This window comes from Acetobacter sp. DsW_059 (assembly GCF_002153695.1).
In the GTDB taxonomy this organism is placed as follows: Bacteria; Pseudomonadota; Alphaproteobacteria; order Acetobacterales; family Acetobacteraceae; genus Acetobacter; species Acetobacter thailandicus.
Genome location: NZ_JOPI01000026.1, coordinates 1 through 18746 on the forward strand (window position 1 = coordinate 1; position 18746 = coordinate 18746).

The 18746-nt window shown below is 50.8% G+C and carries 15 protein-coding genes, 1 pseudogene and 1 riboswitch; of the genes and pseudogenes, 7 read left to right on the top strand and 9 right to left on the bottom strand.

Annotated features, from left to right (window positions below; all coding sequences use genetic code 11):
* Positions 1-3009: GLUG motif-containing protein (locus HK25_RS06645; protein ID WP_143295968.1), on the bottom strand; the 3009-nt coding region annotated here is incomplete at its 3' end.
* 243 nt (positions 3010-3252) lie between these two features.
* On the opposite strand from HK25_RS06645, the gene HK25_RS06650 reads away from it, so the two are divergent.
* Complete coding sequence (locus HK25_RS06650; protein ID WP_143295969.1) at positions 3253-4134, top strand: hypothetical protein; 882 nt, start codon at positions 3253-3255, stop codon at positions 4132-4134.
* Positions 4135-4263: 129 nt separating this feature from the next.
* Here the strand turns inward: HK25_RS06650 and HK25_RS06655 are convergent, their stop codons facing one another.
* The gene (locus HK25_RS06655) at positions 4264-6447 is read right to left on the bottom strand and encodes a pectinesterase family protein (protein WP_086635715.1); all 2184 of its coding nucleotides are present in this window, start codon (positions 6445-6447) and stop codon (positions 4264-4266) included.
* A gap of 192 nt (positions 6448-6639) precedes the next feature.
* Here HK25_RS06655 and HK25_RS06660 point away from each other — a divergent pair.
* Positions 6640-6891 (top strand): annotated as a pseudogene (locus tag HK25_RS06660) (DUF1348 family protein); the annotation flags it as partial.
* 81 nt (positions 6892-6972) lie between these two features.
* Here the strand turns inward: HK25_RS06660 and HK25_RS06665 are convergent.
* From HK25_RS06665 to HK25_RS06680, 4 genes are all read right to left on the bottom strand, one after another.
* Complete coding sequence (locus HK25_RS06665; protein WP_086635716.1) at positions 6973-7935, bottom strand: tyrosine-type recombinase/integrase; 963 nt, start codon at positions 7933-7935, stop codon at positions 6973-6975.
* Between the two features lie 75 nt (positions 7936-8010).
* Positions 8011-8847, bottom strand: a complete 837-nt coding sequence (locus HK25_RS06670) for an aldo/keto reductase (protein ID WP_086635717.1) — start codon at positions 8845-8847, stop codon at positions 8011-8013.
* A 48-nt stretch (positions 8848-8895) separates the two neighbouring features.
* The gene (locus HK25_RS06675; RefSeq protein ID WP_086635718.1) at positions 8896-9456 is read right to left on the bottom strand and encodes a thioredoxin family protein; all 561 of its coding nucleotides are present in this window, start codon (positions 9454-9456) and stop codon (positions 8896-8898) included.
* Positions 9457-9486: 30 nt separating this feature from the next.
* Complete coding sequence (locus tag HK25_RS06680) at positions 9487-9681, bottom strand: zinc-finger domain-containing protein (RefSeq protein WP_086555142.1); 195 nt, start codon at positions 9679-9681, stop codon at positions 9487-9489.
* A gap of 184 nt (positions 9682-9865) precedes the next feature.
* On the opposite strand from HK25_RS06680, the gene HK25_RS06685 reads away from it, so the two are divergent.
* On the top strand, positions 9866-10930 hold the full coding sequence (locus tag HK25_RS06685) for an alpha/beta hydrolase (protein WP_233127730.1): 1065 nt from the start codon (positions 9866-9868) through the stop codon (positions 10928-10930).
* Positions 10931-10978: 48 nt separating this feature from the next.
* Here HK25_RS06685 and HK25_RS06690 read toward each other — a convergent pair whose 3' ends face one another.
* Positions 10979-13084: a M13 family metallopeptidase gene (locus HK25_RS06690; RefSeq protein WP_086635719.1), complete on the bottom strand. Its 2106-nt coding sequence runs from the start codon at positions 13082-13084 to the stop codon at positions 10979-10981.
* Between the two features lie 204 nt (positions 13085-13288).
* Between HK25_RS06690 and HK25_RS06695 the strand changes: the two genes are divergently transcribed.
* Positions 13289-14236, top strand: coding sequence for a glyoxylate/hydroxypyruvate reductase A (locus tag HK25_RS06695; protein ID WP_086635720.1), 948 nt, complete (start codon positions 13289-13291; stop codon positions 14234-14236).
* Positions 14237-14292: 56 nt separating this feature from the next.
* Positions 14293-14931 carry a LysE family translocator gene (locus tag HK25_RS06700; RefSeq protein WP_086555154.1) on the top strand — a complete coding sequence of 213 codons (639 nt, stop codon included), beginning with the start codon at positions 14293-14295 and terminating at the stop codon, positions 14929-14931.
* A 9-nt stretch (positions 14932-14940) separates the two neighbouring features.
* Here the strand turns inward: HK25_RS06700 and HK25_RS06705 are convergent, their stop codons facing one another.
* Together HK25_RS06705 and HK25_RS06710 are read right to left on the bottom strand one after the other, a co-directional pair.
* The gene (locus HK25_RS06705; RefSeq protein ID WP_086635721.1) at positions 14941-15453 is read right to left on the bottom strand and encodes a hypothetical protein; all 513 of its coding nucleotides are present in this window, start codon (positions 15451-15453) and stop codon (positions 14941-14943) included.
* Positions 15453-16559: a hypothetical protein gene (locus HK25_RS06710; RefSeq protein ID WP_086635722.1), complete on the bottom strand. Its 1107-nt coding sequence runs from the start codon at positions 16557-16559 to the stop codon at positions 15453-15455. The genes HK25_RS06705 and HK25_RS06710 overlap by 1 nt, the downstream gene beginning before the upstream one ends.
* A gap of 255 nt (positions 16560-16814) precedes the next feature.
* Positions 16815-17073, top strand: a riboswitch (cobalamin riboswitch).
* 192 nt (positions 17074-17265) lie between these two features.
* On the opposite strand from HK25_RS06710, the gene HK25_RS06715 reads away from it, so the two are divergent.
* Both HK25_RS06715 and cobW read left to right on the top strand, forming a co-directional pair.
* Positions 17266-17697, top strand: coding sequence for a DUF1636 domain-containing protein (locus tag HK25_RS06715; RefSeq protein WP_173559681.1), 432 nt, complete (start codon positions 17266-17268; stop codon positions 17695-17697).
* Entirely contained in the window at positions 17694-18740 is a 1047-nt protein-coding gene (gene cobW / locus HK25_RS06720; RefSeq protein WP_086635723.1) for a cobalamin biosynthesis protein CobW, read from the top strand. Before HK25_RS06715 ends, cobW begins: the two co-directional genes overlap by 4 nt.
* The last annotated feature ends 6 nt before the right edge of the window (positions 18741-18746 follow it).

Below are 18746 nucleotides of genomic sequence, written 5' to 3' on the forward strand. Positions count from 1 at the left end.
AAAGTCAGTCTTATTCAGTGTGGGGTTCTGTCCATAGATGCCTGTCTGGTTCAGGGCGGTAATGGCCAGGGCAGCCTTGCTGACAGTATCAGTAGCCTGATAGGTGATTTGATAACCCTTTGCCGTGGCGCCGGTGCCATACATGGCCCCCGTTGTTCCGGCATTGCTCGTCGATGAGAGAAGCGGGCTATACCATTTCAGGTTGCTTGTATCCACGAGGGACGATGCGTTATTGCTGTTCTGATCTGTGAAGGTGAGACTACTGACAGAAAAGGCACTCTGCCCGTAAGTCTGTGCCCCTGTGCTGCTGATCACAATATGGGGCAGGGCGGCAAGTATCGGATAAGGCGAACCTGAAACCCAGGCACCCGGATCGGTGAAGCTGTAAGGACTGCCGCTAACCATCGGCCCTTCGGTCAGCCACTGCACAGTAGTCAGGCCTTTGCCGCCCGACATGTTGCCCTCTCCAATGCTCGCCGTGGTGCCGGAAGTACTGGTGTCAAAGTAGGCATTGCTGATCGTGCCAGAATCATTCTTACCGACCAGACCGCCGCCACTTCTGCTGCCGGTTACGTTCCCTGTTGCGTAGGCATTGTTGATCGTGCTAAACTGATTCTCACCGACAAGGCCGCCACTTGTGACGCCGGTCACGCCCCCCGTCGCGTAGGCATTGCTGATCGTGCCATAATTATTCATGCCGACCAGACCGCCGCCACTTCTGCTGTCGGTTACGTTCCCTGTTGCGTAGGCATTGCTGATCGTGCCCTCATTCATGCCGACCAGACCGCCACTTCTGCCGCCGGTCACGTTCCCTGTCGCGTAGGCATTGCTGATCGTGCCCTCATTCATGCCGACCAGACCGCCTGCGTTGTAGCCGCCGCCGTTCACGTTCCCTGTTGCGTAGGCATTGCTGATCGTGCCACTATCCTCACCGACAAGGCCGCCAGTCATGGCTATGCCGGTTACGTTCCCTGTTGTGTAGACATTGCTGATCGTACCATCACCAATGCCGACCAGACCACCTGTGTAGTTATTTGTACCGGTCACGTTCCCGGTCGTGTAGGCCTCACTGATCGTGCCCTGATTATTCATGCCGACCAGACCACCTGTCTCGTTATTTGTGGCGTTCACGTTCCCTGTCGCGTAGACATTGCTGATCGTACCAAAATTATTCGCACCGACAAGGCTGCCTGCTGTTGAGTACGCGGCTGTGTTTGTGCCGGTCACGCTTCCTTTTATAAGGCCGACATTGCTGATGGTTCCGCCCATCAGCTGCCCGAATAGCCCCACATCGTCGGCACCACTATTAATCACGAGGTTTGAGATGGTATTACCCAGCCCGTTAAAGGTGCCGTAAAAGCCACCGGGCGTCAGAGGCGTGAAATTACTGATACTGCTCATGTCGAGCGGTCTGGCCAGAGCGTAATAGCCCGATACGCCAACGGCATTCTGTAAATCGCCGGGGCTGGTAATCAGCGTGTAGCTATGACCATCGATGGTCAGCGGGCTGTTGCTCGTTGTGCTGGCGGCGGTCAGGGAGGAACTGGTGAACCGGACGCTGGAGGTGCCGAAGTTCAGAGTTCCATCTCCTGTGCCAGTGCCACCGATGTTGTTGTTGGTGGTCAGGGTCAGCTTACCCGCGCCGCCCACGGTGATATCGGCATTGAGAGTGATGGAGTGATAGGAGGACAGGATCAGGCGGGCCGCGCTGTTCCAGCTCAGAGCGGCGTTGAGCAGAATATCTCCATTGCCCGCACTGCTCGTGCCAGTGCCAGCGATGTTGCCGGTGGCGGCCGAGGTTTGCTCGGTTACATTGGTACCGCTGTTAAGTGCGCTATTGATGGTGCTGGCCGCGTTACTGTCGATCGTCAGGTCATCAGGGTCGAGCAGCCAGCTGCCACCAGGCCCGGCACTGATGGTAGCAGCTCCCACGGCCAGTGTGTGGGCCGAGGTCTCGATTGTGCCGCCAGCTCCTGTGCCTTTTCCGGTTGCTTTCAGGGTAACGCCCGAAGCCAGGGTGGTGCTGCGGGCCAGGTTGGTGCCGCCCATGCTGTCGGTGCCAACAAGGATATGCCCCCCCTTACGTCCGGCTTTGCTGGCCGAGGCATTCAGCACGGCTTTACCGCGAAGGTTCACGGCCCTGCCATTGGCGCGGATGATACCCCCTGAGCCATCGGCACTGGTGGCCTTTAGCGTTGTGCTTTCAACTGTTACTGTGCCGTGAGGTGCGCTCAGCCAGACCTGCCCGTTCACCCTTGTGGTGCCGGTGGCCTGCACCAGCCCCTCACGGTTGCCCGCCAGCGCGTAGACATTGCCACCGGCCGAGGCCAGCGTGGCGGCGGCAGCCCTGATCCGCCCGGTGTTGGTTACGTTGCCTTTTGCCTTGCTGTCTGCCACGATATAAATGCCCGACGGGCCATCGACCTCGCTCAGCACCACCTGATTGCCCGCCAGCAGAGCCGCCGTGCCGCCCGCAGCACTGACCGTACCTTTGTTGGTGACGCTGGCCCCCACCAGCACTACATTGCCGCTGGTGCTGGTGATTTTGCCCGCATTGGTGACAGTGCCGGCAGAGCTGCCGGACAGAATGACGTTGCCCCCCTTCATGAACGTACTGTTGGGCGTATCACGCGTGGAGGCGATAAAGCTGCCGCCGGTCACTACTGTTCCGCCAGGCCCTATCACTACGCCATTGGGATTGATGAGGAAGACCGTGCCGGTGGCGCCTATATGCCCCAGCAGGGAGGAAGTCTGCGCACCCGTTACGCGGTTGAGAGTGGCGCCACTGCCGTTGTTGAACCGGACCGAGGCGCCTGCTCCGACGGAGAAGCCCTGCCAGTTAATGACCCCGCGTGCGGATGACTGGTCGATTGTAGTGGTGCCCCCTGTCGTACTGATACTGCCAGCCCCCGCTACATAGGTGCCGCCCGTGGGCAGGGCCTGTCCCCAGGCAAAGCCGGGGGTGAGGGCGGTTATGCCAAGAAGAAGCGTGCGGGTTGTCAAAGTCATCAGTCAGTCTTCAGTTCTGTGGGGCTGGATATGGAAGAGGTGCTTCTGCAGAGTGGAAATGATCAACGAACCGATTTCATTAAAGATGATCGGCTAAACACAATATTTCCTTGTTTTTGATTAGTTTTTATATCGTATCAAGATTGATTTTGCGGTATCCCCAAAAATGCGACAAACGCGATGTTGGGGGCAGCAGGCAACTGACTGTGTCATCGCATGGGAAGGATAAGTGCAGAGGTGGGTATGACAGGCGATATACCGGTTTATGAAGCTCAGGCGCTCGCTGGATTGCCGCATTTCATGAAATGTCTGGCTTTCTGCAATCAGGCATTACTGAGTATTCACAAGCAGATGCCGCGTGAAGTGCGTTACGTGGCCGATGTAAGACGATGGGTTTTGACGCATGCGGCTCTTTTGTTACATTTTCAGCGACGGGTTGACCCTTCAGCTCCCCCGCTGACCGCAACCAACCTGTATGGTTTGATTGAAGATAGCAGTATGGTCAGCCCGAATACGGTTACAAATTACCTCAAGGAAGTTCAGAATTTTGGCTATATAGAAGCCATTCCCAGTCAGGATGGCCGGGTGCGCGCCTATCAGATGAGCGCTTTTTCTGAGCAGATGTTCCATGTCTATCTTAGCGTCAATTTGCAGGCGCTTGACCAGATTGACGGAGCGGGCAGGAGTGAGGTTACACGTGTAACGCCAGAAATCCTTAATCACATGCATCCGATTTTTGCCAGATTAATGCTGCAGGATGCTTTTTTAAGAGCCCCACCGCAGTCTATTGTACAACTTGTCAGCACAACGGTTGGCATGTCCGTTCTGAATGAAATGACCAAGACTGTAACAGAATCACCCGCAGGCGACATAGAACGGATAGAAATTGTCCTCGACAGTGCCAATGCTATGGCGCAGCGTTATGGTGTTTCGCGTGGGAATATCGCGCGGCTTCTGAAAAAAATCGAGGCAGAAAACGATTTCGGTAAAACAGGCCGAAAAAGCTGGATATCAGCCCGGCTTGTACGCGACTACCATCAGTGGCAGGCTCGTAAATTTGCCCATGTTTCTTACGCCTATGTTGAAGCTTGCCGGCAGTATAACACGACGAGTGCCGCAGCCTGAGGGGGAAGAGGTAAGGTCATTACTGAGAGTATGATTTTTAAACTAAAAAACATAAGCACTGTTCTTTTGTAGAAGTGTCACGATTTGTGTCGGTTAAAAATTATCCTCTGATCGGTAATCATAAGTTTTTCAAAGGCTGTTTTTCCAGAAAACAGAAGGATTTGATATCATTTGACGGAGTTCTTTGCTGACAGCCAGCATGTGTGGCTCGCGTGGTCCTTTAGCTGCACCGGTTCCACTGGCATCCACAATACCGTAACGAGCTGTAGTTAACCGGTTGAGGTGGTTCCATTCTGTAAAGCCTGAGGGGAGTACACGCGGGTCCATCCTGCATTCTTTATAAACGACGGTCGCGTAGTCGCGCCATGGCCGCCCAAGACTGATTTCCTTAACATCATTGTCGGCAGTAATGCTGCACTGATGAAACAGATAGCCGCTGGGTTGATCCGCACTACGCCGCCCCTGGGCCGTGAGTATGACAAATGGGCGTCCGAGGGCGTGTAATTCCACTCTTTCGAACCAGGCAAGAGCATCGCCAAAAATAAAATCCACTGCACCATCAATCCGGCTATCCTGATAAAGCTGGCGTGCAGGGCGGCAATCTCTGTCCTCTCTGCATCCGTGACCGGCTGCCAGAAGTGTATCCTGATAGCCTGTAAGATGCAGATCAGAAAAATGCTGACGGTCTCCTGTTGCTGAAAGAGCCAGAGCCTGGGCGTCTTTCGTAATGTCCGGATGCTTCCAGTGGAAGCGGTTAGTGATTGTCAGATGCTCGAGCGTGTCACCATCGCCTTCGGCAAAGACGATTGCAGATTTTCCGGTGCCACCACTTTCAAACGCGGCACGGTCCCCCTCAATCACTGTCTCCTCACGCGTGCGTCCCATGCCGATCAGGTGCATATCAGGGCGTGTAACATGCACTACCTCGCGATACGTGCCGGGATAGATCGCAATGGTGGCTCCATCCGGAGCTGCTGAAAGAGCATTCTGAATACTGGTAAAGCTTTTTCCACTACCGACAGTATAAATAGTTTTCGGAGAGTTTTCGGGGAATGGGACGAACTGAGCTGAGCAATCAGGGGCTCCTTCCTGTAAGGGGCCTGTATGCAGCTGGGTATTACTGATATCCCACTGGTTTTTTTCAGGAAAATGCACACCATCAAGCGTAATATCAAGCGCATGTTCCTTATCAAACCCATGCGCTACCAACTGGCCACCGTCACTCGTTACGTGTCGCAGAGTGATATCACGATAGACAGGAATAGCAGATCCGACAGCTTCTTTATCATAACTGGTATCGAAATTTACAGCCCACCGGTTTGCGCGCATGCATACATCCTCATAGAGGACGTGCTCTACCAGTCCACCTCGCGTTACATCGCTTTTAATGCGAATGCCTGAGGTTGTTCCGTCCAGTGTCAGATTGCGGACCAGAATATCATGCACACCATTTTGTGTTTCGCTGCCAATAGACATACCGTGACCCTTGTAGAAGTGGTTGTCGGTGATGGAGATGTTATGTGTTCCTCCATTTGGCCCAGCTTTAATGGCAATGTTATCATCGCCTGTACGGATAAAGCTCTGAGTGATGGTAACATCCTCAGAATTACCAGGATCAATGCCGTCGGTGTTGCGGGCGCTGGCTGGTGCGTCGATTTTTACGCCCCAGAAGGTCGCTCTTTTTACCCCATTCATAGCAACATGAAAATTAGGAGAATTGCGTAAAGTTACACGGTAGAAAGTGACATCGTGGGTGTTGTTAAGTTGAATGAGGCGTGGGGCATTCTGATGTTTATGCTCGCGTTGCGCGCGACGTGCCAGTTGCCACCATGTTTCATCTTTACCCTCTATTACCTGGCCGCCGTTACCATCGATAACCCCATCGCCATAAATGCCTCCACCGCTATAGTCCCGGAATGTCAGAAAAGGCTTGCAGCCTTTCCCTTTGTTGTCGAGGGTGCCGCATGCTCCTGTGCCACGATCATAAGCCTGAGGGTCTGAAGTGGCAGCTAAAATAACCCCTTTATCCAGCCAGAGCGACACGCCTGATTTCATTTCCAGTGGGTTACTAACAAAGAGACCTTGGGTCAGATGAACTGCCTGACCTGAAGGGCAGTGATTAATGGCTTCCTGGAGGTTGTGCGCATCGGGTATATCGTCTGATGTGAGCTTTACGCAGACATGGGCAGGCAGTTCTGGCTCACGAATGTGGCGACGATCCTGTGCATTTCCATGGCCTGGCATACCGAGTAATAGGGCCGCAAGAATAAAGAACGTAGCGTGACTTATCGAAAGGGAAGCTTTTTTCGCCATACATCACCATTTTTTAATCATCTGGCGGGAGAGAAGATCTTCTGGTTATTGTAATTTATTTCTGACATCAGAGTTATGGGAAGTTGATTTTCCTGATGGCTCTTATGAGGGTTTTTTCCGTTTAGGTGCTATAGGTTATAAATGTTAAATGTATGCCTTCTGAGTGTGGTAATCTCATGTCAAAGGAGGTCCGGGCACAGGGAGAACAGGATCTCAGTGCGTTTTGCCTATGAGTGGCATGACGAGGAAGAGCGGTGTTTCCGGTCCTATGGCAACGAGAAATAGGAATTCGATGAAAATGGCCTGATACGTCGTCGTATTGCCTTCATCAACGATCTGCCGTTCGGTATCGGTGCTCAGCTTTTTCATTGGCCGCAGGTCCCCGCAACCAAATCATATACATCAGGTACAAAATGCTCCGGTTTTAAACCTCCGGAGCAATAAACGCGTCCAACGCAATCCCCTCAGGTTATTTGCCAGATGGGCCAGAAACAATAAGGTTTAATGACCAGCACCTCGATGTCGCTATAATCTGATGCGTTCTACTTCATCAAGTGAGATATCGTCTCGTCTGCGGTCATAAAGCTGCGTCGTACGGGTGGAGGAGTGGTTGGCCATAGCGGCCGCATTTTCGAGGGTACCACCATTTTTAAGGTAAGTGGTTACGCCAGTGGCCCGAAATGTATGGTTGCCTATTGCTGTCTTGATACCGGCGGCTTTTGCCCGGCGCCTGACCATGGCGTAGGCATCAGGCTGTTCCAGGCGGTTTTGAGAAAAATGCTTTGTTCCGCGTTTAACTGTACAAAAAAGCCAGCTTTTTGGGGTATCTGACAGTCCTGTACCGTCAAGGTAAGCATGCAGATACTCTTCAAGTGTGTGGTGGCATGGCATGGCATGTTGTTTTCCACCTTTTTCGTTCAGACGTACCCACAGGCGGCGATTTTGAATAAAGACATCCTCTACCCGCATAGATAAAGCAGCACCAATGCGCGCGAATGAAAAAACCATGAGTGCAATTAAAGCTCTGTCCCGCAGGCCCGAACTGGTTGATATATCTATAGAATCCAGTAAGGCGCGTGCTTCATGAGCTTCGAGCACAGGTGTTTTACCAACGCGCACACTATGTGCAGGCCCACGTACAGAGGCTGCCGGGTTTGTTGGTATAATCTGCCCGGTTACCAGCCAGTCAAAAATATGTTTAAGGGCAGCCAGTGCCTGCTTCACACTGGGTGCTGACACTCTGCGGTTTTCCAGCTCCACCCAGGTTGCAACATGCAACGGAGTGATGTCGGGCAGATGGCGGATATGATGGTCATCACACCAGGACAGAAAACCGGAAACAGCTCTTGCATAAGCCCGCCGCGTATTAGGATTGCGTATTTGCGCGGCAAAAAATTCCATAAAGCGCTGGCGGGCACTGTCTCCCGCTGTGGCGATCAGTGCCGGCAGTACCGGACCACGAAGCGCGGGAGAGGTGGGTAGCGCCATACAGATCACATTTTCCGTAAGTTGTTATATCTGACGAAAGCATAACACGGAATGTATTCTGAATATCATTCAGTTTCAGAATTCTTCGTAAAAAGAAGGATCCTGATTAAAGGTGCGACCATCAGGGCGAGCCAGAGAAGCAATAGCCTTCATATCCTCATCAGAAAGGATGAAGTCAAAAATTGACATATTTTCAATCTGATGTTTACGACCCGAAGCTTTAGGAAGAGGAATACATTCAAGCTGATGGTGCCAGCGCAGAATAACCTGCGAAATGCTTTTATTCAGTTTTTGCGCGATAGTGTTCAGAACAGGGTTTTGCAAAATATCATTAGCACGCCCCAGGGGACTCCAGGATTGTGTGACGATATGATGTTTTTTGTGCCAGGCACGTGCTTCGGCCTGTGGAAAATAAGGGTGCAGCTCAATCTGATTAACTGAAGGGAGTACGCCTGTTTCATCCTGCAGGCGCTGAAGATGTTCCGGTAAAAAATTGCAGACGGCAATAGAGCGCACATAGCCGCGTTTTTTGGCCTCTATCAGTGCTTTCCATGCTTCGACATATTTACCCACTTTCGGGTTCGGCCAGTGAATGAAGTAGATGTCGTAATATTCAACATCAGCACGGTAGAGAGATTCCTCAATCGTTGCCAGAGCCTCATCATAGGCATGGTGCCGGCCTGGCAACTTTGAACTGATGCGGAGATCTTCACGCTTGTGCCCACACTCGCGCAAGGCTCTGCCAAGAGCACCCTCATTCTCATAGTTGAAGGCACTATCCAGCCCGGTATAACCAACATCAATAGCATTTTTCATTGCTTCAACGCCGGAGGCACCATTAAGTTTATAGGTGCCAAATACGATAGCTGGCAGTGTCGTGCCATCGCTCAGAGTAACTTGTGGCAGAGTCATTTATCATTTCCCTGAATGTGATAAGTGAGAAGTCCGGATCATCCGGTGTTATCGCCGGTTTTTCCATTCGTTGAGCTTATTCACCATAGCCTGTGCCGACATACTCCTGGCTTCGCCCAGTGCCAGCGTACCGTCACTGTTAAGCACTTTGCCAGCGGGGGTGATAACCAGAACAAGAGGAATGGCTCTAATTTTAACGCCAAATTTTGCAGCAATGTCTGTATTGTACTGAAAATGATCGACGTTAATATTTGCGATGGCAAAATTCTTATTTACCCATGGTGCAACGGATGCATTTTTTAAAGCGCCTTCAAGCATCAGGCAGTCAGGGCACCAGTTAGCACCAAAAATCAGCATAACCAGTTTGTCTGTTTTTTGTGCTTCTTCAAAGGCGTCCTTTACTGCCTGCGGTGCAGCCTCAGGAGAAGCGTAAGGATGAACTGCAGCGGCAAACTTCAGGTCGCTAATCTGCGGAACATCACCACCGCTTTCTGCATGTGCGTAAGCAGGCAGAGTTGCCTGAGCTACGACAAGAGACAGGGCTGCTGTGAAGAGTTTAATCGTTTTATGGGACTTTGAGCGTAATGGCCGGAAACGAAAACTGGACATAAAATACCTGTAAATTAAGTTGATAAGTAATTATTCAGGCTGCAGAATAAACAGGCGTGAGCAATAGGGACAAACAGTCTGCTGGTCTCCTATTTTCAGCCATACTCCAGGGTGCCCCAGAGTATCAGAGCCTCCATTGCAGTATATTTTGCGGGAATCGACAACAATAGTCTCGATATAGCCCAGTCGCGGGCGTGGTGTCTGGTTTTCTGCCTGAATAAGCATAGGGCTGTTCCTTGTCTTCTGGCCAGGCCAGATCTGTTTCTGGTATTGCACTCTTGTCTGGCATGATACCCCTGCAGACAAAATGTTTCCATTCACTCTTCTTCCCATATCCGTGAGCGAAGAGTCTCTGAGTATTTTTACAATGTTAAAATCATGGTGTCAGAGGGTCATTGCCGGCTGTGTTATGGCCTGGATGTTCATAGCGCTGAGTGGCTGCACGACAGGCGTGCCCCCTGCGCCAAAGCCTCCGCTACGCTGGCAACAGGCTGCTGTGCTTGTCGCACCGGACCATATATTTACCATGAGTGATGGCGCAGCGTTGCCGGCGCGTATCTGGAAAGCACAGGGGCAGCCAAAAGCTGTGTTGCTTGCCTTGCATGGTTTTAATGATAGTCGCGATGCATGGGAAAGCCGGGCTTCGTTTTTTACGCAGTCCGGGGTAACGGTCGCAGCTCCTGATCAGCGTGGTTTTGGTGCCGCACCACAACGTGGTGCATGGGCAGGTACTGCGCGGATGGTTGCTGATACACGAGAACTGATTGACCAGCTAAAAAAAATGTATCCCCGTACGCCTATATATCTTGCCGGTGAAAGTATGGGAGGGGCGGTGCTTATGGTGCTTATGGCTCAGCCTGATGCCCCTGCTGTTGCCGGGACAATTCTGCTCGCTCCGGCAGTGTGGAACCCGGGTTTTACAGCTGATATGCTGTTATCAGTTTTTGCATCGCTGTCGCCGCATACCCTTGTGCCTGAACAGAGTGCCTCTGTGCATGTGGTAGCTACAGATAATATGGCCGCTCTTATTCGTCTTTATTATGATCCGCTGACACTTCGTACAACACAGTGGATAGCATTGCGGGGGCTTGTAACCCTGATGCAGCAGGCAGCGGCTGCGGCAAAGCATGACCGGGGTAACATACTATGTCTCTATGGCGATAATGATCAGCTTGTGCCGGCTTTTGCTATGGCACGTGTCTGGCATGATTTATCTGTCAGGAGAGCTGAGAAAAAAGATGTACGTTTTGACATGATCCCTGGGGGACATCATCTGCTGCTCAGAGATCAGGGAGGTGAGCGTGTGGCTCATGATATGCAGAGCTGGATGACAACACCGCAGAGCTGGCTGCCTTCAGGGGGAGATGTCAGTGCAGGTGTATGGTTTGCAGAACAGAAGGGGCTGCGTGGCCCGGGTAAGGGGAGTATACCATTTTTTATACCCGCCAGGCTTGATGAGGTTGTGACGCCCTGACGTAAAGGTCTTTCCTCTGGCTGGCAGAGGAAAGACCCTGGTGTTCTGTTACCAGATTTTTACGCGCTGAGAGGGTGCGAGATAGAGCGCATCCCCTTTTTTGACATTCCATGCTTTATACCATGCATCGATGTTGTGCATGGGCAGGTTTACACGAGCTTCCGGCGGTGAGTGCGGGTCAACCACCACCAGGCTTTTAACTGTGTTTTCACGCAGTTTCTGGCGCCAGACCTGTGCCCAGCCGAGGAAGACTCTCTGGTCACCTGTCAGGCCATCAATAACCGGAGCTTTCTCACCATTCAGTGAGGCGTGATACGCATCAAGCCCCAGGGTCAGGCCGCCCAGATCAGCAATGTTTTCGCCCATAGTCAGCTTGCCATTGACATGCACACCAGGCAGCACTTCAAAGGCGTCGTACTGAGCACCCAGACGGGCTGCCAGTTTCTGAAAGCGCTCTGTGTCCTTTTTAGTCCACCAGTCACGCAGGCGACCATGTTCGTCAAACTGCCGCCCTTCATCGTCAAACGAATGGGTCATTTCATGACCGATAACGCCACCAATGGCACCGTAGTTAATGGCGGCATCGGCCTTTGCGTTAAAGAATGGCGGCTGCAGAATAGCTGCGGGGAAAACAATCTCGTTAAACAGCGGGTTGTTGTAGGCATTGACTGTCTGAGGGGTCATATCCCATTCATCACGGTCAACTGTTTTACCCAGGTGGCTCAGTTCATAAGCCCACTCGAAAGCAATGCCATTTTTGACGTTGCCGTAAAGGTCTTTCAGGTTCACTTCAAGGCCGGAATAGTCACGCCATTTTTTGGGGTAACCGACCTGAATTTCCAGGCTGTCGAGTTTGGTCAGAGCAGCCTGACGTGTTGCTGGCGTCATCCAGCTGTTGTGCTGCAGGCGGGTGTGGAAGGCTGTTTTGAGGTTTTCAGTCAGCTGCTCCATAGCTGCGCGGTCTTCTGCCGGGAAGAATTTCTCAACATAAACCTTGCCTAATGCCATGCCCATTGCTGAATTTGTAGCGCTGACACCGCGCTTCCAGCGTGCTGGCAGAGCAGGCTGACCGCTCAGAACTTTATGGAAGGTGAAGCTTGCCTGAACAAATTCGTCAGGCAGATAACCGGCAGCGTTGCTGGCGGTGTGAAATGCCTGCCATGAGCGTAGCAGTTCGGGGGCAGTGCTGGCGAGAACAGCTGCTTCTCCGGTAATGGCTGAGGGCTCCTGTACGATAATGGTGCTGGCTTCAAGGCCTTCAGCTGGCAGGCCGGCAGCAAGCATCCAGCTTTTCCAGTCAAAGCCAGGCGCGGTTTTAATCAGATCGCTGACTGTCATCGGGTTATAGGTTTTGTTTGGGTCTCGCATATCTGCGCGGGCCCAGTGTGCCTCAGCCAGTTTTGTTTCAAAGGCAATGACAGCATCTGCCGTTTTAGAGGGCTCTGGCCATCTGATGAGGGTAAGGATTTGCGTGATATAGGCCTGATACGCTTTTCTCTGTTCTGCAAACTGAGGTTTCAGGTAGTAGTCACGGTCGGGTAGTCCGAGACCGCCCTGATCAAGGTAGACTGAGTAATGCGTTGGGTCTTTTGAGTCAGGTGAAACGCTGAGTGAAAACGGAGAGGTCGTAAAAGATGTGAAAGCTGAGCCTGACAGTGTGGCAAAGCTTTGTGCATCGGTAAGAGAACGAAGGGTTTTCAGGTCTTTTTTAAGAGGGCTGATGCCGCGTTTTTCAACGGCTTTTTCGTTCATAAAGGATGCGTAAAATGTGCCGAGCTTTTCATCTGTACTATGCGGTGTTTTAACCGGGTGTGCAGAAAGTTCGTCCAGAATGCTCTGCACGCGCTGACGTGAAAGTTCAGCCAGAGCATTAAACGGTCCATAGCTGGTCATATCTGACGGAATAGTCAGATCTTTCAGGTAAGTACCATTTGCATATTCGAAAAAATTATTGCCCGGGATGATAGCGGTATCACGACCACTCAGGTTAAACCCCCATGGAGCAAATGACGAGGCCGGCATAAGCACTTCCGGCGCTGCGGGAGGCGTGTCATCAGCGTGGGCGGGAGTTAAACTACAGCCAATCCCTATTCCGACAGTGGCAAAAAGAGCCAGTTTGAGAGAGGAACGGGTATGACGCTTAAAGGCTGCCATGATATCTCCGTAAGTTAGACGCAACGTTGCATAGTTAAAATGCTTTTCACAACACGGGTTTTAAGAAAAAACCAGTCACGAAGATGTAATTTAAACATATTTCAGCGGATGTGCCTATATGATGAAAATATATTACGCCTGAGATATTAATTTTTCTGCATCGTTATTGTTTTCCCGGAGTTCGTTAAGCAACAGGGAGGGGATATGTTATCTCTTATAGTGAAAGCGGGTGGTCCCGGGTCTTTCGTGGTGTGGCAAACTATATTTAATCACCTCATGCCTGAACTGACTGTTATTGACTGGCACGACAAAACGGCTGACCTGGCCAGTATTGACTATGCTTTTGTCTGGCAGCCTGAACCCGGACGGCTTGCGCAGATGCCCCGCCTTAAAGCGATACTGAGCGTAGCAGCCGGAGTTGACCATATTCTGACAGACCCCGATCTGCCTGCAAATTTACCGGTTATTCGTATGGGAGGGGAGGAAACTGCTGCACAGATGCAGGATTATGTGCGCTGGGCTGTCTTTTCTCTTCTGCGCGAGGCACCGCGCTGGCACAGCACACAGCATAAGCAGATATGGGCGCGTCAGGGTATGCCCCCGGTGCGCCTGTCCTCTGAGACGCCGGTTGGTATTATGGGGCTGGGGGCGCTGGGTTCAGCTGTTGCACAAAGCCTGGTGCAGGCTGGTTTTCCCGTTGTCGGGTGGTCGCAGCATAAAAAATCTTATGATCATATTACCAGCTACGCCGGAACTGCAGAGCTTGAAATATTTTTGCGCAGCTGCAGCATTCTGGTGTGTTTGTTGCCCGAAACATCTTTGACCCGCGGAATTATAACCTACGATGTTTTAAAACAGCTTCAGAAACCAGCGGGGCTGATTAATGTGGGGCGTGGCCGGCTTGTCGTTACGAGTGATCTTTTGCGAGCACTTGATGATGGCACGTTGCATAATGCCGTGCTTGATGTGTTTGAGCATGAACCGCTGCCCGCAGAGTCGCCTTTATGGTCGCACCCCGGAGTGCTGATTACGCCTCATGTGGCATCAGAGGCTTCTCGCACCGCACGGGCAGATTATGTTGTCGGGGTTATTCGTGCTTTTGAGCGGGGGGAGGATGTGCCTTTGCGTTATGACCCACAAAAAGGTTATTAAAAAACTCCTGGACAGTGGATATATATGCCCGAAAGCCAGCAGAAAAGGCCGCTGTTATGACTATTGATATCCCTCTTATGCTTTCGTTTCTGGCTGCTGCAACAGTGCTGACCGTTATACCGGGTACTGATACTGCGCTGATGTTGCGCTCTGTTGCTGTGGGCGGGCGTCGTGCTGCGGCACAAACCGGGCTGGGTATTATTATCGGCCTGCTGATCTGGGGGCTGGTGGTTTCACTGGGGCTGGGCGCAGTGCTTAAAGCCTCAGAACTGGCATATGAAGGCGTGAAATGGGCGGGCGCAGCCTATCTGACATATCTTGGTGTGTTATTTTTGTTTCGCCCGCGTGAGGCCATGGCTCAGGCGGAGGGGGCTGCAAAATCCATTTCAGGTTCGGCTGGTCAGTTTTTACGTAAAGGCTTTCTGACTAATATGCTTAACCCTAAAATTGGGGTCTTTTATATTACATTCCTGCCGCAGTTCGTTCCTTCTGGTGCGTCTGTCGCAGCATACTCGCTTTTTCTTGCTCTTATTCATTGCGCCATGACAGTGCTGTGGTTTGTTGTGCTGACAGCAGCGGCTTTGCCTTTAAGTCACCTGCTTAAAAAGCCAGCTACAGTGAAAGTGCTCGACCGCATTACCGGTTGTTTGTTTATTGCATTTGGGCTTCGTCTGGCCTTGTCGCGTGCTGACTAGCGGATGGTGTTATCGTGGGTTTACCAGCCAGCTGATACGACGCGCCATAAAGGTGAAAGGCATGGCGAGAACACCCATCACGGCAAATACAATTAATAAAATCATAGGAATAAAAAAGTTTTCATCAGTTGCATTCTGTGGTGGGAATTTAAAAGAAAGAACTGAAATTAAAATCCCTGAAATTGAAAAAAAGTAAGAATAATTAAGTAATTTTCGTGTTTTTTTTAACAGTAAAATTCTTTTTTCTTTATTTTTATTCTGAATACCTCTTCTTGCTGTTATCTGTATATATCCTACAAATATTGCTGAAGCAATAATTGCAAAAAAAATAGAAAATTCTTTGTGATAATTTATAAATCTTAAGTACAGAGGTGAGATCGTAGAAATTATTCCCATTCCTAAGGGCACAGAGTATCCTATGACAAGAACACGATTTTCGTTGGGTTTTGTTCCGATCTGGTCATCAAGTAGAATGTTTTTTATAAAATAATCAAACTCTTTTATTTTCTTTCTTATGCTCATTACTGTTTCTTTGCTGATATAGCATGGAAAGAGAAATTCCTGATGTGTCTGGCAATAAGATCATTATTGCCTGGGTCAAGAGCATCATTCACCATAGAATCTACCCCATACATGGTTAATCCGGTTGGAATAACCTCACTTCTTACCGTTCTCATAACGGCTATTTGTAGAGCACGACTTGCTTTTTCTGCGCGTTGTCTTGCTCGCTCAGAAATTTCCGCATACTTTTTACTATAAGTAGCTGCGTGTGAAGCTGTTATAGCGTCTTGTGCATCGTCAGCTATACGTGCTGTTCGAGCCGCATTTTGTGCCGCAATTTTGGCTGTATTATAAGACGAAGAAGCTTGTTTCTCTGACGAAACTCTAATCATCCTGAGTGTGTCCGGGGTTTTTGTTATACCTTTATATAAAGTAGAAAATCCATCAGGCAGGGATATTATAAGTGCACCCCAGCGACTTATAGTGATAAAATTATTTTCTTTAAAGGTCGTAGCTTGTTCTTTTTTGTCAGATATTTCTAGTGCCCATATGATACCGTCTGTCCCTAATAAAATTAGACCACCCAAAAGTGCAAAGCCAGCTATAACACCTGAGCCATAGGTTACGGTAAGGCCGACTGCAACAGCGTCAAAAATTACACCAGTTGTATCGCTGCCATGTTCGTGGAGTATTTTACGCGTCAGAGGCGACTGGTTAATTGCTGATCTGATTTCGTTCTTTATTTCCTGATAGCCATCTACCTCCATTCTTGCGTTTTGCATGGTCGCTTCGCCATACAAAGCAAAGCCTTGTTTAAGTGTGTTACAGACTTTACTAAAGAAGCCGGCATGTTGAGGTGGTGACGCAGGTGGCAGAATAAGAACAGGATTCCACTCAATTACAATGCTCAGTCCGTTCCCATCCTGATCGTAGCGAGGCAGGCGTAACGGCACCAGCTGATCTTTATTGAGAGCCCAGAAAATACCTGTTGTTAAATCATGAAGGCTTTTATCTACAAAAGTTATGAGGTGCAAAGCCGCATCGTGCGGGCCAGTAAAAGGTCCCCAGAGAGATGAAAATTTTCCATCGGTCGGAGTTGATATTGGCTGGTTGGTGTTCTGCGACATGGAGGCCTGTCCTGTATTTTAATAAGGCTCACTCCGCGCATGAACACACTGGCCATGGCAGGTGATATCTCTTGTGCTGTTTACGTCATAAATGAAAATTAGTTAATGTATAAAATTATCTGGCGTAATTTTTATGATAAATGTTGAACGATTACTTTGTTTTCTAAGTGGGCAGAAGGTTACTCCTGCTCCTGTGGGTGACACATCCCGATCAGGTTAGTTATTTTGTCCGCTCTTGAAAAAAAAGAGGTTTACGATCATTGTCCGCACAATGGTGTTCCGTGAGGAATGAAAAGGGAAGAACGGTGCATGGCTCAGGCTGTTAATCCGTCGCTGCCCCCGCAACTGTAAGTGAGTTTATCATACCTCTGCTGCCGGTTTGCCGGCAGCCTCCACCGGCTGTAACAGGTGCGGGAAGGAGCAGGGTATGATGTTGGTCTGAGCTATGCGTAAGCAGGCTTTTCAGGCTGACAGCCCATAAGCCAGGAGACCTGCCATTATATAAAGCCAGCCTTGTTAATCTGGTGGTTTTATAGCGAAATCCGATGCAGTGTTACATCTGGCGGGGTGCCCGGTTTGTAACCAGTGTGTAGCGATATGCTATGCATGCTCTCAGTCTTTTTCTGTCATGACTGGGGGGCTGCTTTTTTCTGCACCCAGGTTGTGTCTGGCCCTTGCTGCGCGGGGCTGTGTGTCAGGAGACAGAATGTCAGCGTCCTCTTCATCAGCAGATATGCCGGATATCCCCATCCTGCATGTGTGCCTTACCTGTCGCCGTGGTGGCCCGGCCATGGACCGCCCGCCTGGTGCACAGCTGTACGATCGTTTGCTGGCTTTGACTGATGCAGAAAAAGTGCAGGATCCCGCATTAATTCCTGCTGCTGAAATCAGAGGTGTTGAATGTCTGGCATCGTGTGATCGCGGGTGCACAGCTGCAATTGCCATGAAAGGGCGCTGGACCTGGCTTATGGGCCACCTTGGCCCTGAAAAAGCCGAAGATATACTGACATATGCCCGTTTATATGCTGCCAGTAAAAAGGGTACGGTTATGCCATCGCGTCGCCCGGCAGCCTTGTCTGATATGGTGCTGGGGCGTGTCCCGGCGTGTCTTTATGAGAGAGAGGATGAACAGTCATGAATAAAGCACTTCCTTCGCGCGTTCCGGTTACTATCATCAGTGGTTTTCTGGGGGCAGGTAAAACCACGCTGTTGCGGCATATTTTGCAAAATGCCAAAGGGCATCGCATTGCTGTGGTGGTTAATGAGTTTGGCTCTCTTGGTGTAGACGGTGAAATTTTGCGTGGCTGCGGTATTGAAGGCTGTCGCGATGATGATGTCGTTGAACTGGTGAATGGCTGCCTGTGCTGTACCGTCGCTGACGACTTCCTGCCGGCGATGGAGGCATTGCTCGATCGTGCGGATCCACCAGAGCATGTCGTGATCGAAACTTCAGGCCTGGCACTGCCAAAACCGTTACTGAAAGCCTTTGGCTGGCCTACGATAAGAAGCCGTATGACGGTTGATGGTGTTATAACCGTGGTTGATGCGCCTGCTATTGCCACCGGCCGTTTTGCTGATGACCCGGAGGCCGTTGCCCGCCAGCGCGCAGCTGACCCGTCTCTTGACCATGACAACCCTCTGGCTGAGGTGTTTGAAGACCAGCTGAACGCTGCTGATCTGGTTGTGCTGAATAAAACAGACCTGACTGATGCAGAAGAGCTGGCAAAAGTTGAGGCAGAGATCCGCCGTCTGGCTCCGCGTCCGGTGCAGATTATCCGTGCAGCAGAGGGTCGGGTAGATCCTTCTATCCTGCTGGGTATTGGCGCTGAAGCTGAGGCAGACCTTGATGCACGTCCTTCCCATCATGATGCGGAAGAGGGTGAGCATGAGCATGATGATTTTGAGAGTTTCGTTGTTGAAGTGCCTGAGCAAAAAGATGTTGAGACATTTCTGAGTCGTTTGCAGGATGTTGCCGCGCGTTTTGATATTTTGCGTATGAAAGGTTTTGCTGCCGTGCAGGGTAAAGCCATGCGTCTGGCCGTGCAGGGTGTTGGTACGCGTTTTCGTTACGAATTTGACCGTTCGCTGCCTGCAGCTGGGGCGCGTACTGGCCAGATTGTGGTCATTGGCCAGAAAGGGCTTGAGGAAGCCGCCGTGCGCCAGGCTCTGGCAGGCGTATAATCCTTA

Excerpts from the sequence above, each read along its gene's own strand:
- HK25_RS06650 (WP_143295969.1), top strand. The coding sequence starts at position 3,253 with ATGACAGGCGATATACCGGTTTATGAAGCTCAGGCGCTCGCTGGATTG.
- HK25_RS06655 (WP_086635715.1), bottom strand. The coding sequence starts at position 6,447 with ATGGCGAAAAAAGCTTCCCTTTCGATAAGTCACGCTACGTTCTTTATT.
- HK25_RS06665 (WP_086635716.1), bottom strand. The coding sequence starts at position 7,935 with ATGGCGCTACCCACCTCTCCCGCGCTTCGTGGTCCGGTACTGCCGGCA.
- HK25_RS06670 (WP_086635717.1), bottom strand. The coding sequence starts at position 8,847 with ATGACTCTGCCACAAGTTACTCTGAGCGATGGCACGACACTGCCAGCT.
- HK25_RS06675 (WP_086635718.1), bottom strand. The coding sequence starts at position 9,456 with ATGTCCAGTTTTCGTTTCCGGCCATTACGCTCAAAGTCCCATAAAACG.
- HK25_RS06680 (WP_086555142.1), bottom strand. The coding sequence starts at position 9,681 with ATGCTTATTCAGGCAGAAAACCAGACACCACGCCCGCGACTGGGCTAT.
- HK25_RS06685 (WP_233127730.1), top strand. The coding sequence starts at position 9,866 with ATGGCCTGGATGTTCATAGCGCTGAGTGGCTGCACGACAGGCGTGCCC.
- HK25_RS06690 (WP_086635719.1), bottom strand. The coding sequence starts at position 13,084 with ATGGCAGCCTTTAAGCGTCATACCCGTTCCTCTCTCAAACTGGCTCTT.
- HK25_RS06695 (WP_086635720.1), top strand. The coding sequence starts at position 13,289 with ATGTTATCTCTTATAGTGAAAGCGGGTGGTCCCGGGTCTTTCGTGGTG.
- HK25_RS06700 (WP_086555154.1), top strand. The coding sequence starts at position 14,293 with ATGACTATTGATATCCCTCTTATGCTTTCGTTTCTGGCTGCTGCAACA.
- HK25_RS06705 (WP_086635721.1), bottom strand. The coding sequence starts at position 15,453 with ATGAGCATAAGAAAGAAAATAAAAGAGTTTGATTATTTTATAAAAAAC.
- HK25_RS06710 (WP_086635722.1), bottom strand. The coding sequence starts at position 16,559 with ATGTCGCAGAACACCAACCAGCCAATATCAACTCCGACCGATGGAAAA.
- HK25_RS06715 (WP_173559681.1), top strand. The coding sequence starts at position 17,266 with ATGTCAGCGTCCTCTTCATCAGCAGATATGCCGGATATCCCCATCCTG.
- cobW (WP_086635723.1), top strand. The coding sequence starts at position 17,694 with ATGAATAAAGCACTTCCTTCGCGCGTTCCGGTTACTATCATCAGTGGT.